The sequence below is a fragment of the Clostridium sp. CX1 genome, from assembly GCF_025398335.1.
In the GTDB taxonomy this organism is placed as follows: Bacteria; Bacillota; Clostridia; order Clostridiales; family Clostridiaceae; genus Clostridium_AM; species Clostridium_AM tanneri.
Genome location: NZ_JAODOO010000007.1, coordinates 95,961 through 111,520, shown reverse-complemented (window position 1 = coordinate 111,520; position 15,560 = coordinate 95,961). Strand labels below are relative to the sequence as shown.

Genomic DNA, 15,560 nt, shown 5'->3' with positions numbered 1-15,560 from the left:
TACTTATAGGACTCCTGCTTTCAATGGCAGGAGTCCTATAAGGTAAAAGTTGAATTAATCAGTGCCATCTAAGCAATAATCATAAAAAAATTGGTAAATAGTATAATATTATTAAAGTAGATACTATACTTATATGTGATTAGGTATAACTATCTTTCAAAATAATTAGAAATATGTAATAATGAAGAGAAGAATAATTAAAAAGAGGTGAGTATAATGACAAGAATAGGATTTGACTCCGCTTTAGAGGAACTTCACAACGATTTATTAAGAATGGGCAGTATAGTTGAAAAACAAATTCACCAGTGTATAGAAGCTTTAGTTAAACAGGATGAGGCCTTAGCAGAACAAATAATAAAAAATGATGATTTAGTCGATAAACTTCAAAGAGAAATCGAAGATAAGTGCATTAAACTAATAGCTAAAGAACAACCTCTTGCTATAGACTTGAGAACTATAGTTACTACTTCAAAACTAGTTACTGATTTAGAGAGAATGGCAGATTATGCAGTAGATATAGCCAAAATAACAATAAGGATGAAAAATGAAAAGTATGTTAAGGAATTAATTGATATTCCTAAGATGGCTGAAATAGTTAAGGTTATGATTAGAAAAGCATTGGACGCTCATGTTGCAGGAGATGTAGAAGCAGCTTACGAGGCATGCAAAATGGATGATGAAATAGACCATTTATATAGAAATATCTTTACAGAGATGCTGACATTAATGTCAAAAGGTCAGGAAAATGTCGGTCAAATTACTCAACTACTATTTGTTTCTAAGTATCTTGAAAGAGTAGGAGACCATGTAACAAATATCTGTGAATGGACTATATATCTAGTAACCGGCGAACAAATAGACTTAAATGAATAGAGAAAGTTAATTATATAATAAGCTTAGTAGGGGAAATCGGTATTGAATAAATATCGATTTTTTCTTTGTATAGAATTATATTATGCAAGAGTTTTCAATATAGTAAGATTAAAAAACTTTTAAGTTATACTTAAGTTTATAAAAATATGTTTTGATTTTATTGCTAAAATATTAATATTTTCAGGCGAAAAAAGACAAAAAAGTGCACTTCTAAGAAAATGAGCGACAAAAAAGTCTAATAAAAATTTGTCTTGAAAAGGTTTTCAAGAGGCGAGTTTTGTTAATTTAATGTTTTATTTTTAAAAAATTTATGTTATACTTTATGAGGTCGAAAAAGAATACTTTCAAATTATCAGGAGGGATAAAATGTTTAGTTTGACTCCAAAAGAAGACAAGTTTTTTGAACTTTTTATTGAAACTGCAAATATTGCTTATAAGGCTTCCAATTTATTAGTGGAGTTTTTGAAGGATCTAGATAATGCAGAGGAAAATTTGAAGAAGATTAAAGAGGTGGAGCACGAAGGAGATAAAAAGCAGCATGAGATACTTGAACAGTTAAATAAAACTTTTATAACACCATTTGACAGAGAAGATATCTATGCTATAGCAAAAGACACCGACGATATTATTGATTACATAGAGTCTACAGCAAGCAGATTTGTGATGCTTAATGTAAATCGCTGCACAGAAGAAGCAGAGATGTTAAGTAGACTAATTGTTAAGTCTTGTGAGGAAATAATAGTTCTTATGCAAGAATTAAAAAATATGAAAACAAGTAAGGAATTATCTAAGAAGATAATAGAGATTAATAGAATAGAAGAAGAAGGAGACAAGGTCTCAAGAACTGCTATAAAGGACATCTTCAGAGGAAATATGGATGTGTTGGATATTATAAAATGGAGAGAGATATATCAATATCTTGAAGATACATTAGATGCTTGTGAAGATTTAGCAAATGTCATTGAAGGAGTAGTAATGAAAAATGCTTAGTAGTACTATTATTTTAACAGTTACTATAGTTGTCATTGCTTTAGTCTTTGACCTGATAAACGGCTTTCATGACAGTGCCAATGCAATAGCTTGTTCTGTATCTACAAGAGTTCTAACATTAAAGCAGGCGGTAATTATGTCAGCTGTGTTAAACTTTGCAGGAGCCTTTATGAACGTGAAAGTTGCAAAGACTATTGGAAGTGGAATAGTAGATCCTAATAGTATTACCCAGCAGGTAATAATAGCTGCTTTAGTTGGAGCGATTATATGGAATTTGATAACTTGGTATTTTGGGATTCCAAGTAGTTCTTCTCACGCCCTAATTGGAGGCTTAGTAGGATCAGCTATAATGTTTAAAAAGTCTTTCATTATAGTGAATTGGGCTAGTCTTTTTTCTAAGGTAATATTATGGTTAATATTATCACCGGTAATAGGTTTCTTCATAGGATTTGTATTTATGAATATAATAAATATGTTTCTAAGAAAGACAAGACCTGCAACAGTAACAAAGGTGTTTTCAAAGCTTCAAATAGGCTCAGCAGCACTTATAGCCTTAAATCATGGAGGCAACGATGCACAAAAATCAATGGGTATCATTACTATGGCTTTAGTTAGTGCTGGTTTCTTGCCAGTATTTGCAGTACCAGATTGGGTAAAGATATCTTGTGCACTAGCAATGGCATTAGGTACAAGCATGGGGGGTAAAAAGATTATAAAAACTATGGGATCTAGAATGTCGAAGATAGCTCCAGTCAATGGGTTTACAGCAGAGATGGGAGCATCCTCAGTAATCTTTACCGCGACAATGCTTAATGCTCCAGTAAGTACAACTCATATAATAACAGGTTCAATAATGGGAGTTGGAGCATCAAAAAGACTTTCAGCAGTAAGATGGGCTGTTGCTAAGGAAATTCTTACAGCTTGGGTGATAACTATTCCAGCCTGTGCTTTAATTTCAGCGTTAACCTTAATGTTGATAAATTTAATATAATTTGTACATAGCACCCTTCTGTTACAGAAGGGTTTTGTTTTTACATTGACTAAATAATAGGATTAGGGTAATATTACTAGATGTATAGCTGTAAAAAGGGGTTGAATATATGAAGAATCAAATTGCGGTAGTAAAACCAGGAAGTATTGCAGAAGAAATGGAAATAGAGGTAGGAGACCTTTTATTAAGTATAAATGGAGAACCGGTTAAAGACATAATAGACTATAAGTTTTTAATATCCGATGAATTTGTTAACATTGAAATAGAGAAAAAGAATGGTGAGGTTTGGGAGTTAGAAATAGAGAAGGATTATGATGAAGATTTAGGAGTACAGTTTAAGGAAGCCATATTAGACAGACCTAGAAGCTGCCATAATAAGTGTATATTTTGTTTTATAGATCAGTTACCAGCAGGAATGAGGGAAACTCTTTATTTTAAAGATGATGACTCTAGATTAGCCTTTCTACAAGGAAACTTTGTTACACTAACAAATATGAGCGAAGAAGATATTGAGAGAATAATTAAGTATAAAATCAGTCCAATAAATGTATCTGTTCATACTACGAACCCTGAGCTTAGAATGAGGATGACAAACAATAGGTTTGCTGGCAATGTTTATGAAAGAATAAAAAGAATGGCAGAGGCTGGCATAAAGATAAATTGTCAGGTAGTTTTGTGTCCAGGTATAAATGATGGCGATGAAATCGAAAAAACAATTGAGGATTTATATAAGCTGTATCCTCAGGTAGAGAACTTAGCAGTAGTGCCAGTAGGAGTTACTAAGTTTAGAGAAGGATTATTTAAACTGGACTTATACAATAAGAAAACAGCATCAGAACAACTTGACAGAATTTCTAGACTACAGGATAAATACATAAAAGAAATAGGAAAACCTTTTGTAAGATTATCTGACGAATTTTATGTAGTAGCAGATAGAGAAATTCCAGATGCCAAGTTTTACAGCGGTTTCAAGCAGCTAGAAGATGGTGTGGGAGTAATAAGGATTTTTAGAAATTATATTAAGGAATCACTTTCAGATTTAAAAAGGGAAGTAAAAGGTTCCTTTACAATGTTAACTGGTGCTTTAGCCTATGAAGAAATAGCAAAAGCCGCTGAAGAAATAACGTCAGCAAATCCTAAAATTAAAATAGAAGTGAAAAAGATAATTAATAACTTTTTTGGTGAAACTATAACTGTAGCAGGTCTTATAACTGGCAGTGATATTATAGAGCAATTGAAAGATGAAAAACTGGGAGATTATATCATGATACCGGATTGTATGCTGAGAAAAGGTTACGAGCTGGCATCAAATGACGAAAAAATTTTTTTAGATGATATTACTGTAGAAGGACTGTCAAAGGCCTTAGATAGAAATATTTTAATATGTGATTATACAGGAGAAGATTTAATCCAGATAATCAATGAACATTGTGAGGAGGAATAAATAATGGGAAAACCGATAGTAGCAATAGTTGGAAGACCTAATGTAGGAAAATCTACATTATTTAATAAATTGGCAGGAAGGAGAATATCTATAGTAGAAGATACTCCAGGAGTTACAAGGGATAGAGTATATGCAGAAGCGGAGTGGCTAAAATATAACTTCACTATGATAGACACTGGTGGTATTGAGCCTGAAAGTGAAGATGTAATAATTTCTCAAATGCGCAGGCAGGCTCAAATCGCTATCGAAACAGCTAGTGTAATTGTGTTTATAGTAGATGGTAAGGAAGGACTTGCAGCTGCAGACAGAGAAGTAGCTCAGATGCTTAGGAAAAGTAAAAAGCCAATTGTACTAGTAGTTAACAAAATAGATAGTCTAAAAGATGAAGATAATGCTTATGAATTCTATAACTTAGGAATTGGTGATCCTATTACAATATCTGCTGCTCAAGGACTTGGTCTTGGAGATATGTTAGATAGAGTAGTATCTCATTTTGATGAAATATTAGATGAAGAAGAAGAAGAAGACCTTATAAAAATAGCCTTTGTAGGAAAGCCTAATGTAGGAAAATCTTCTCTTATCAACAAACTTCTAGGAGAAGATAGAGTAATAGTAAGTGATGTACCTGGTACAACAAGAGATGCTATTGATAGCTACTTAGAAACAGAAGAGGGTAAGTTTTTACTAATAGATACCGCTGGACTCAGAAGAAAAAGTAAGGTTAAAGAAGAAATTGAAAGGTATAGTGTTATAAGAACCTATGCAGCTATAGAAAGAGCTGACGTATGTATATTAATGCTGGATGCAACCCAAGGCATAACAGATCAGGATGAAAAGATAATAGGATATGCTCATGAAATAAATAAAGCTATTATGGTTATAGTTAATAAGTGGGATTTGATTGAAAAGGATACTAAAACCATGAATGAGTTTACTAAGTCCATTGGAAGGAGCTTATCCTTTATGTCCTATGCACCATACCTATTTATTTCAGCAAAGACTGGTCAAAGAATACATAAGGTACTGGATATGGTAAAGGAGTGCCATGGCAGTTATACAAAGAGAGTAAAAACTGGTGTATTAAACGATGTGATTAGTAAGGCTGTAATGATGAAGGAGCCACCAGTTGTAGCTAATAGAAGATTAAAAATATACTATGTTACTCAAACAGGAGTAAAGCCTCCAACTTTTGTATTCTTCGTTAATGATCCTCAAAACCTTCATTTTTCCTATGAGAGATATCTAGAAAATCAGCTAAGAGAAAACTTTGAGTTTAAAGGTACAGGTATCAAATTGGAGTTTAGAGAAAGGAAGGAATAGTTATGTGTTCTAAAATAGCCTTTTTAGGTGGAGGAAGTTTTGGAACAGCTCTAGCAATAATGCTTGCTAAAAAAGGGATTGAAGTTAAAATTTGGGACAGAAAACAACAGGTAGTAGATGATATTAATATAAAAAGAGAAAATATAAAATATCTGCACGGCGCTGTGGTGCCGGCAGGTATAACAGCATCTACGGATATAGAACAAGTAGTAAAAGATAGTGAGTATATTGTGCTAGCAGTTCCGTCTCATGTAATAAGAAGAATTTCTAGTGACATTAAGAAATTTACTAGCAGTAATCAGATAATAGTAAGTATAGCTAAGGGTATCGAGCAGGAAAGCGGTAAAAGGCTTTCAGAGGTGATTAAAGAAGAACTTGCAGATAACCCTGTGGTAATACTTTCTGGTCCTAGTCATGCTGAAGAAGTAGCTCAGGATATACCAACAACAGTAGTAGTAGCTTCGGAGAATTTAGAAGCTGCAGAGAAGGTTCAGGATTTATTTATGACAAATAAATTTAGAGTCTATACTAATGAGGATTTAGTCGGTGTTGAAATAGGTGGAGCTGTTAAAAATATTATTGCTTTAGCTGCAGGAATATCTGACGGTATAGGGTATGGTGATAATACTAAGGCTGCCCTTATGACTAGAGGTATAAGTGAAATTGTAAGAATAGGAATAAAATTAGGTGGCAAAATAGAAACTTTTGCAGGACTTACTGGAATAGGAGACTTAATTGTTACTTGTACGAGTATGCATAGCAGGAATAGAAGAGCAGGTATACTGATTGGTAAAGGGGCTACAGCAGAAGAAGCAACGAAAGAAATAGGTATGGTAGTAGAGGGAATAAAGGCATGTAAAGCATTTTATGGCTTAAAAGAAAGACTTGGAATATCTATGCCTATAACAGATGTTTTATATAAGGTGCTTTTTGAAGATAAGGACCCCAAGTACGGTGTATATGAACTTATGACTAGAGATAAGAAAGACGAAGCATATTAATTTTTTTTTCTAATAGTAATAAATTACCCCCACTGAAAATATATATATACTGTTAACATTAAGATTATTGGGGGTAATATTTTGGAGAACTTTGATATATACCAAGATATAGCAGAGAGAACACAGGGCGATATATATGTAGGAGTAGTTGGTCCAGTAAGAACTGGAAAGTCTACTTTCATTAAGAGATTTATGGAGCTTATGGTAATACCTAACATTGAGAATACTTATAAAAAGCAGAGGGCAAAGGATGAGTTACCTCAAAGTTCATCAGGAAAATCTATTCATACTACTGAGCCTAAGTTTGTACCTAATGAGGCAATAGAAATAAATCTAAATGAAAATACTAGATTCAAAGTGAGATTAGTAGACTGTGTTGGATATATTGTTAAAAGTGCCCTAGGATACATGGAAGGCGAACAAGCCAAAATGGTTACTACACCTTGGTATGATTATGAAATACCTTTTGAACAAGCAGCAGAGCTTGGAACTAAGAAGGTTATAAATGAACACTCAACTATAGGTCTTTTAGTAACTACAGATGGATCTGTAACAGATATAAGTAGAGATGACTATGTTGAGGCTGAAGAGAGAGTGGTAAGTGAACTTAAAGCTATAAATAAGCCATTTATAATTATACTAAACTCACAAAACCCTGGTAGCCCTGAAACCACAGCTCTAAAGAGAGAGTTAGAAGAAAAATATGATGTGCCTGTCCAAGAAATGAACGTACTTAATATGAAGCAGGAAGATATTACTGGAGTTTTTCAAAGAGTTCTTAAAGAATTCCCGATCAAGGAAATAAACATTGATATGCCTGAGTGGATAGAAAAATTAGAATGTTCCCATTGGCTAAAACTAGATTTTATTAACCTTGTTAAGGATATGTGTAAGAACATATATAAAGTTAGAGACATAGGTAAATCTTTAGAGGGATTTAAGGATGTAGAGTTTATTGGGGTTTCTAATATTGATGAAATTAATATGGGAGAGGGTACCGCAAGAATTAATCTAAGACCTAAATCAGATTTATTCTATAAAATATTAAGTGAAGTTTGTGATGCTGAGGTCTCCGGTGAAAGTGATTTACTGAACATAGTTAAAGAAATGCATAAGGCTAAGATTGAATATGATAAGGTAGCTATTGCGCTGAGGGATGTAAGAGAAACTGGATATGGTTTGGTAGCACCTCAACTTTCAGAAATGAAATTAGAGGAACCTGAGATTGTAAAACAAGGTAGCAGAACGGGCATTAAGCTAAAAGCTAGCGCTCCTTCACTTCACTTCATAAGAGCGGATATTGAAACAGAGGTTTCTCCTATAATGGGCACAGAAAGAGAAAGCGAAGAGATGGTTAAATCCCTTCTTGAACAGTTTGAAAGTGACCCATCAAAGATATGGCAGAGCAATATGTTTGGTAAATCCTTAGAAATATTGGTAAAAGAGGGACTTCAAAATAAGTTGTACAAGATGCCTGAGGATGTACAGCTTAAGATACAGAAGACCCTTCAAAAGATAATAAATGAAGGCAACGGTGGATTAATCTGTATTATATTATAAGTTAATAATTACTGATATAATATAATCACCATAAAGCCTGTGAGCCATTAGGTTCACAGGCTTTATGGTGTGAAAAAATGCAGGAAAAGGCAATTTCAATAGAAAATAAGAATAAATTTAATAAAAACCATGAAAAATGATGGATATTAGATTATAATAGAAGAATAGGAAATTAAGGAGGAATATTAATGAAAAAAGTTGCAGTGGTCTTTAATGGTGGGACCATATCTATGAAAGTTGACCCAAGAGTTCAAGCAGCAGTGCCAAGCTTAAGTGGAGAAGAAATAATGGCTATGGTAACTGGAATAGAAAAATATGCAGAAATAGAATCACATAATTTTTCTAATGTGCCAAGTCCTCATGTTACTCCTTTAGACATGATGGATTTGTCTAAATACATAAAAGACTTGTTAAAAAGAGATGACATAGTAGGGGTAGTAGTAACACATGGTACAGATTCACTAGAGGAAACTGCCTACCTATTAGATTTAACTATAAAAAGTGAGAAACCAGTAGTGGTTACAGGTGCTATGAGAAGTAGCTCCGAGTTAGGTTATGATGGACCAGCAAATCTTTCGGCCTCAATTTGTACAGCTATATCAGATGAAGCACGAGGCAAAGGTGTTTTGGTATGTATGAACGGGGAATTAAATTCTGCTTCAGAAGTTACGAAGGCCAACTCAATGAGCCTAAGTGCATTTCAGAGCCCTTCCTTTGGACCAGTAGGTATTGTAGATAATAATCAGGTTATTTTTTATAGAGAGAGTTTAAACAGACAGTACATAAACACAGAAAACATAGAAACCAAGGTATCACTGGTAAAGTGTGTTTCTGGAATGGATTCAAAGTTTATAGATTTTTGTATAACTGAGGGAGATAGAGGAATAGTAATTGAAGGTATGGGTAGAGGTAACGTACCTCCAGCCATGGTAGAGAGTATTAGGGTTGCAGTTGACAAAGGTATGGCAGTTGTATTAGTGTCACGATGCTATGAGGGTAGAGTTCTAGACACTTATGGATATACTGGTGGTGGCAAGAACCTAAGAAACCTAGGAGTTATATTTGGAGATAACTTACCAGGACAGAAGGCTAGAATTAAATTAATGCTGGCACTAGCGCATACGGATAATCTAGGTGAGGTTAAAGAAATTTTCGAAAAGGGATTATATTTAGTTTAAATGGGTATCATTATTGTATAATTTTTATTATAAACTAAATACTAAATTAATAATATATTTGTAATATTTCTGTAAATGCATTTATTCTTTGTACTTATGCTATAATCTTTATATTATAGTTGAATAACAGAGTTTAAGCCTATGTTTAGTAATTGTAAATTTATCTTGAAATTATTATTAATATTTATGTATAATTAGTATGAATTGACAAGGCAACATGGAAGGATGAAATAATAATGATTAAAAGTATGACAGGTTTTGGAAGGGGAAGTATAGAACAAAATGGGCGTAGTTTTACAGTAGAAATAAAAAGTGTTAATCATAGATACTGTGATTTAAATGTTAAAATGCCAAAAAGCTTAATGGCTCTTGAAGACAGGATAAGAAAGACAGTTCAAGAGAAAGTAAGCAGAGGAAAAGTTGATGTATTTATTATTCAGAATAACTATGAAAAGCAAGGAGCTAAAGCAGTATTAGACGAAAAGCTTGCAGATAGTTATGTTCAATGCTTGAATAAAATAAAAGATAAGTATGAGATTAAAGATAATATTTCAATTTCGCTTATTACTAGGTTTCCAGACGTAATAACTTTAAAGCAGGAAGATGATGACATAGAAGAAATGTGGAAAATTCTATCTAACCCCTTAGAAGAAGCGGTTCAAATGCTTGTAGAAATGAGAGAAAAAGAAGGGGTAAAGCTCCAAAACAATATACTTTCAAAGTGTGACTATATTAAGAATTTACTGGATAAAATAGAAGAGAAGTCTCCTTTAGTAGCAAAAGAACATAAAGCAAAGCTTACAGAAAGACTTGGAGAGTTACTTGGGGATTTTCAAATTGATGAAAGCAGAGTGGCAATGGAAGTGGCTATGTTTGCTGATAAATCCTGTATAGATGAAGAGATAGTTAGATTGAATAGCCATATAATTCAATTGAAAGAAACCTCTGGCTTAAATGAACCTGTGGGTAGAAAACTTGATTTTATTGTTCAAGAAATGAATAGAGAAGCTAATACAATTGCCTCAAAGGCAAATAATTTAGAAATTACAAATTTTGTTTTAAATATAAAAAATGAAATTGAAAAAATTAGAGAACAAATACAAAACATTGAGTAAGAGCTAGGAGGAAATATATGAGTATCAAATTAATAAACATTGGCTTTGGAAATATTGTTTCAGCAAATAGATTAGTTGCTATAGTTAGTCCAGAATCCGCTCCAATAAAAAGGATAATTCAAGAAGCAAGAGACAGGGGAATGCTTATAGACGCTACATATGGTAGAAGAACAAGAGCTGTTATTATAACAGATAGTGACCATGTAATACTTTCAGCAGTGCAGCCTGAAACTGTAGCACATAGATTATCTTCTAAGGAAGAGGAAGATGAAGTTGAGGTAGATGAATAATGCAAAAGAAAGGTCTTTTAATAGTAATATCAGGACCTTCAGGAGCCGGAAAAGGTACTATATGTAAAGCGTTATTGGAACAAAATGATTTTTGGCTTTCTGTATCTTCAACTACAAGACAGCCAAGAAAAGGAGAGATAGAAGGAACTAACTACTATTTCTTAAGCAGAGAACAATTTGAAGATAGAATTGCTAAAGAGGATTTTTTAGAGTATGCAGAAGTATATGGAAACTACTATGGCACACCAAAATCTAAAGCCTTAGAAGCTATAGAAAAAGGTCAGGATGTAGTGCTTGAAATAGATATTCAAGGTGCTCTAAAAGTTAAAGATACTTATCCAGAAGGAGTATTTATTTTTATACTTCCTCCTTCTATGGAAGAACTAAAAAAGAGAATTATAAATAGGGGAAGTGAAACCCCAGAGTCTCTGATGACAAGATTTAAATCGGCTTACAAGGAGATAAATTACATATCAAAATATAACTACGCAGTTGTGAATGACACTGTGGAGGAAGCTGTTCAAAAAATTGAAAGTATAATTGTAGCTGAAAGATGCAGAGTAGATAGAGTGAAAGAGAAAATATTAGATTCAAAGGAGGGCATTATTCATGAACAACTCTATGATTAATCCATCTATAGTAGATTTGCTAACAAAAGTAGAAAACAGATATACATTAGTTACTATGACAGCTAAAAGAGCTAGACAGATAATTGAGGGAGAGGAGCCTTTAGTAAGAGTAACTTCAACAAAACCTGTTACAATAGCAACAAATGAAGTAAATCAAGGAGCAATTACTTACGAAACTGTAAAAGAAGGTATTAAATAATGGTAAAAGAAAAGAAGACTGTTGTAGTAGGAGTTACTGGGGGAATTGCTGTTTATAAGGCTTTAGATGTAATAAGCAGATTAAAAAAGAAGAATTTTGAGATAAATGTTATAATGACAGAATCTGCTGCAAAGTTTGTAACTCCTCTAAGTTTTCAGAGTTTGAGTCAAAACATTGTTAATTCAGATATGTTTGCTGAGCCAAGAGCTTGGGAAATACAACATATTTCTCTTGCTAAGAAGGCAGACTTAGTGCTGATAGTTCCTGCTACAGCCAATATTATAGGGAAGGTTGCAAATGGAATAGCAGATGATTTGTTATCAACTACTATTATGGCAACTAAAGCCCCTGTAATTTTTGCTCCTGCAATGAATACAAATATGTATAGTAATGCTATTGTTCAAGAGAATATCCATAAGCTTGTCAAGTTTGGATACAACTTTATAAATCCTGCCAGTGGAAGATTAGCCTGTGGAGATGAGGGCGAAGGAAAACTTGCAGATACAGAATCTATAGCTGAATATGTAGAAAGTATGCTATATGATAAAAAGGATTTAAAGGGAAAAAAGGTTTTAGTAACAGCTGGGCCAACAATTGCAGCAATTGATCCTGTAAGATTTATAACCAATAGATCTTCTGGAAGAATGGGATATGCCATAGCAGAGGAAGCTAGAGATAGGGGAGCTGAAGTGTTACTCATATCTGGTACTTCAAAACTTAAAGCACCGTTAGGGGTAAAAGTAGTTAATGTTAGCACTAACGAAGATATGTTAAGAGAAGTCTTAAAACACTATGTTGATCAAGATATAGTAGTTAAAGCCGCTGCGGTAGCTGACTATAAACCAAAACAGTATTCAGATAAGAAGATAAAGAAAGCAAATGATGATCTTAACTTAGAACTAACTAAAGATAATGATATCCTTAAAAAATTAGGTGAATTAAAAAAAGAACAAATACTTGTAGGTTTTGCTGCAGAAAGTAATGATTTAATTGATAATGCGCAGAAAAAACTTAAAAATAAAAACCTTGACTATATTGTAGCAAATGATATTACCAGTTCTGATACAGGCTTTGCTTCAGAAGATAACAAAGTTACCATACTTTGTAGAGATGGTAGAAATCTTCCTTTAGAAAAGATGTCAAAGAGACAAGTAGCAAGAAAACTATTTGATATAATAAATGAAAAATAGATTTGATAGAGAGGGGCTGGAACTTACACTTTTGTAAGAGAATGCCTCTCTTATTTAGTATGTTATTAAAGGGTGATTAAGTGTATAAATACGCTGGAATAATAGTAAATAATACATCAATACAATTAGATAAGCCATTTACGTACAGATTACCGGTTAGTATGTATGGCAAAATAGATATTGGATATAGGGTGAAGGTTCCCTTTGGAATGGGAAACAAAAAAATAGACGGATTTATAGTAGAGCTATATGATGAGTATAAAGGTACAGGAAGAATTAAGGAAATAGCAGAAGTATGCGAGGAGTTTCCGTTGTTTACAGATAGGGATTTAATACTCATAAGAGAGATGAGAGAGAAGTACCTCTGCACATATCTTGACTGTATTAAGGTTTTCATTCCAACTGGTGTTTTTAAAGGAATGAAAAATAAAAGAGAAAGCCTTGTATACTGTGGAAATATGCCAGAAGGTAAGTTTAGTAAAGAAATTTATAAAAACATATATGAAATAGTAAAAAATAATGAAGGTATCTTTACTAAGAGCGGATTAAGTAGAGAATTTAATTTATCTTTATCTTCAATAAATACTATGATTAAAAATCAAATACTTTTAGTACAGGATAAAGTTATAAATAGATATAATGAAAGAATATATGCTCAATACTTACCTAAAAATTTAAACAAGGAACAACAGGCAGCTGTAACCAGAGTATTAAGTTCAAAAAAAAGAACATTCTTATTACATGGAATTACCGGTAGTGGAAAAACTGAGATATACATGCATCTAGTAAGTGAAATGATAAATCAGGATAAAGAAGCAATTATATTAGTGCCAGAAATTGCCCTTACACCTCAAATGGTTGAAAGATTTAAGGGAAGATTTGGAAAAGATATAAGTGTATTTCATAGTAAGTTATCCGATGGTGAAAGATATGATGAGTGGCTTAGGATAAAAATGGGTAAAGTAAAGGTAGCTATAGGGGCTAGATCTGCAGTTTTCTTACCTTTTAATAATCTAGGATTAATAGTTATAGATGAAGAACATGAGGGAAGCTATAAATCAGATAGTAATCCTAAATATCATGCTAGGGAAATTAGTGAGTTAAAGTGCTCCATAAGTGGCTGCAAGCTGGTTTTAGGTTCTGCTACCCCGTCTATGGAAACTTACTATAGAAGTAGAAAAGATGAGATAGAGTTAATCACTTTAACAAATAGAGCTGATAACGCTGAATTGCCAGAAGTAGAGATAGTAGATATGAGAGAGGAGCTTTTAAACAACAATAAATCTATTTTCAGTAAAAAACTGCAGGAGGCTATTGAGGATAGGTTAAAGAAGAAAGAGCAGATAATACTCTTTTTAAATAGAAGGGGATTTTCAACTTTTGTTTCCTGTAGAAAATGCGGATATGTATTTAAATGTAATAACTGTGATATATCACTTACATACCATAGTGAAGGTAAAAAGTTAATGTGCCACTACTGTGGAGAAAAGCAGGCAGTGCCTAATAAATGTACCAAGTGTGGCAGTAAGTATGTTAAATATTTTGGAGTGGGAACAGAAAAGATAGAGCAGGAAATTAAGAACTATTTTCCATCAGCAAGAACTTTAAGAATGGACTTTGATACTACAAGAGGAAAAAATTCCTATGAACAGATATATAATACTTTTAGGGATGAAAAGGCAGACATATTAATAGGGACTCAGATGGTGGCTAAGGGTCTTGATTTCAAAAATGTTACTTTAGTAGGGGTTATTGCAGCGGATTTGTCTTTAAATCTTCCGGATTTTCGCTCTGCAGAGAGAACATTTCAGCTTATAACCCAGGTTTCAGGGAGGGCTGGAAGAGGAGAGAAAAAGGGAGTAGTCGTTGTTCAGACTTATAATCCAGAAAACTTCAGTATTAGATACGCTGCTTCTAATGATTATGAAAGCTTTTACACAGAAGAAATAGAACTAAGAGAGAATATGGAGTATCCGCCTTTCTCCGATATCCTTCTTATAAATATGAGCAGTAAAAATGAGAATTTATTAATAAAAAGTATACAAAATGTTGGTATATTTTTAAAAAATAGACTAGAAGAAAATGATAAAATTAATATGTTAGGCCCATGTCCCTGTGAAATCTCAAAAATTAAGGAGTTATACAGGTGGCAAATTATTTTTAAAGGAAAAATAGATAAAGAGTTTGGTGAAAATATAAGAAAAACAGTTTATGAATTACTAAAAGATGTTTATAATGATATAAGGGTGAGTATTGATGTAAACCCAAATAGTTTATTGTAAATAATTAGATTGTCTTAGAAAAATTTGGAGGTAGATATTATGGCTTTAAGAAATATAAGAGAATACGGAGATGAACTATTAAGAAAGAAAAGTAGAAAAGTTGATGTTATAGATGAAAGAATAATAACCTTATTAAGGGATATGGAAGAGACTATGTATGCTGCAGATGGAGTGGGTCTTGCTGCTCCGCAGGTAGGGGTACTTAAGAGAGTAGTAGTTATAGATGTAGGTCAGGGAATAATTAAATTAATAAATCCTGAAATTATAGAAACAGAAGGTAGTGAGATTGATACAGAAGGATGTTTAAGTGTTCCTGGTGAACAAGGAGAGGTGGAACGACCTTATAAGGTTAAGGTAAGAGCTTTAAATGAAAAGGGAGAGGAAATTGAGATAGAAGGAGAGGGTCTTTTAGCAAGAGCTTTTTGTCATGAAATAGACCACTTAGATGGTGTATTATTTGTTGATAAGACCATAACCAATGAAGGAGGAAAATAAAAT

General features: G+C 33.0%; 15 protein-coding genes. All 15 read left to right on the top strand.

The features are described 5' to 3' along the window. Window positions 1-216: 216 nt before the first annotated feature. The 15 genes from phoU to def all read left to right on the top strand — a co-directional run bounded on the left by phoU (window position 217) and on the right by def (window position 15,557). Window positions 217-873: a phosphate signaling complex protein PhoU gene (phoU, locus tag N4T77_RS09800; RefSeq protein WP_261671605.1), complete on the top strand. Its 657-nt coding sequence runs from the start codon at window positions 217-219 to the stop codon at window positions 871-873. Between the two features lie 366 nt (window positions 874-1,239). Beyond that, complete coding sequence (locus tag N4T77_RS09795; protein WP_261671604.1) at window positions 1,240-1,863, top strand: DUF47 domain-containing protein; 624 nt, start codon at window positions 1,240-1,242, stop codon at window positions 1,861-1,863. Beyond that, window positions 1,856-2,854, top strand: a complete 999-nt coding sequence (locus N4T77_RS09790; protein ID WP_261671603.1) for an inorganic phosphate transporter — start codon at window positions 1,856-1,858, stop codon at window positions 2,852-2,854. The genes N4T77_RS09795 and N4T77_RS09790 overlap by 8 nt, the downstream gene beginning before the upstream one ends. Window positions 2,855-2,963: 109 nt before the next feature. Next, the gene (locus N4T77_RS09785; RefSeq protein ID WP_261671602.1) at window positions 2,964-4,298 is read left to right on the top strand and encodes a DUF512 domain-containing protein; all 1,335 of its coding nucleotides are present in this window, start codon (window positions 2,964-2,966) and stop codon (window positions 4,296-4,298) included. A gap of 3 nt (window positions 4,299-4,301) precedes the next feature. Next, window positions 4,302-5,618 (top strand): ribosome biogenesis GTPase Der, encoded by a 1,317-nt coding sequence (der, locus tag N4T77_RS09780; protein ID WP_261671601.1) that lies wholly within the window; start codon window positions 4,302-4,304, stop codon window positions 5,616-5,618. Window positions 5,619-5,620: 2 nt separating this feature from the next. Next, on the top strand, window positions 5,621-6,619 hold the full coding sequence (locus N4T77_RS09775) for an NAD(P)H-dependent glycerol-3-phosphate dehydrogenase (protein WP_261671600.1): 999 nt from the start codon (window positions 5,621-5,623) through the stop codon (window positions 6,617-6,619). Window positions 6,620-6,700: 81 nt separating this feature from the next. Continuing rightward, window positions 6,701-8,179 carry a stage IV sporulation protein A gene (spoIVA, locus tag N4T77_RS09770; RefSeq protein ID WP_261671599.1) on the top strand — a complete coding sequence of 493 codons (1,479 nt, stop codon included), beginning with the start codon at window positions 6,701-6,703 and terminating at the stop codon, window positions 8,177-8,179. A gap of 188 nt (window positions 8,180-8,367) precedes the next feature. Next, window positions 8,368-9,357: an asparaginase gene (locus tag N4T77_RS09765; RefSeq protein ID WP_261671598.1), complete on the top strand. Its 990-nt coding sequence runs from the start codon at window positions 8,368-8,370 to the stop codon at window positions 9,355-9,357. A gap of 236 nt (window positions 9,358-9,593) precedes the next feature. Further along, a complete protein-coding gene (locus N4T77_RS09760) occupies window positions 9,594-10,472 on the top strand; it encodes a YicC/YloC family endoribonuclease (protein WP_261671597.1) in 879 nt (292 codons plus the stop codon). A 17-nt stretch (window positions 10,473-10,489) separates the two neighbouring features. Continuing rightward, on the top strand, window positions 10,490-10,762 hold the full coding sequence (gene remA, locus N4T77_RS09755) for an extracellular matrix/biofilm regulator RemA (RefSeq protein WP_261671596.1): 273 nt from the start codon (window positions 10,490-10,492) through the stop codon (window positions 10,760-10,762). Then, window positions 10,762-11,391, top strand: coding sequence for a guanylate kinase (gene gmk / locus N4T77_RS09750; protein ID WP_261671595.1), 630 nt, complete (start codon window positions 10,762-10,764; stop codon window positions 11,389-11,391). The genes remA and gmk overlap by 1 nt, the downstream gene beginning before the upstream one ends. Continuing rightward, on the top strand, window positions 11,372-11,590 hold the full coding sequence (gene rpoZ / locus N4T77_RS09745; RefSeq protein WP_261671594.1) for a DNA-directed RNA polymerase subunit omega: 219 nt from the start codon (window positions 11,372-11,374) through the stop codon (window positions 11,588-11,590). Before gmk ends, rpoZ begins: the two co-directional genes overlap by 20 nt. Then, window positions 11,590-12,780 carry a bifunctional phosphopantothenoylcysteine decarboxylase/phosphopantothenate--cysteine ligase CoaBC gene (coaBC, locus tag N4T77_RS09740; protein ID WP_261671593.1) on the top strand — a complete coding sequence of 397 codons (1,191 nt, stop codon included), beginning with the start codon at window positions 11,590-11,592 and terminating at the stop codon, window positions 12,778-12,780. The genes rpoZ and coaBC overlap by 1 nt, the downstream gene beginning before the upstream one ends. 80 nt (window positions 12,781-12,860) lie before the next feature. Next, a complete protein-coding gene (gene priA / locus N4T77_RS09735) occupies window positions 12,861-15,062 on the top strand; it encodes a primosomal protein N' (protein ID WP_261671592.1) in 2,202 nt (733 codons plus the stop codon). 39 nt (window positions 15,063-15,101) lie between these two features. Further along, a complete protein-coding gene (gene def, locus N4T77_RS09730; protein ID WP_261671591.1) occupies window positions 15,102-15,557 on the top strand; it encodes a peptide deformylase in 456 nt (151 codons plus the stop codon). The last annotated feature ends 3 nt before the right edge of the window (window positions 15,558-15,560 follow it).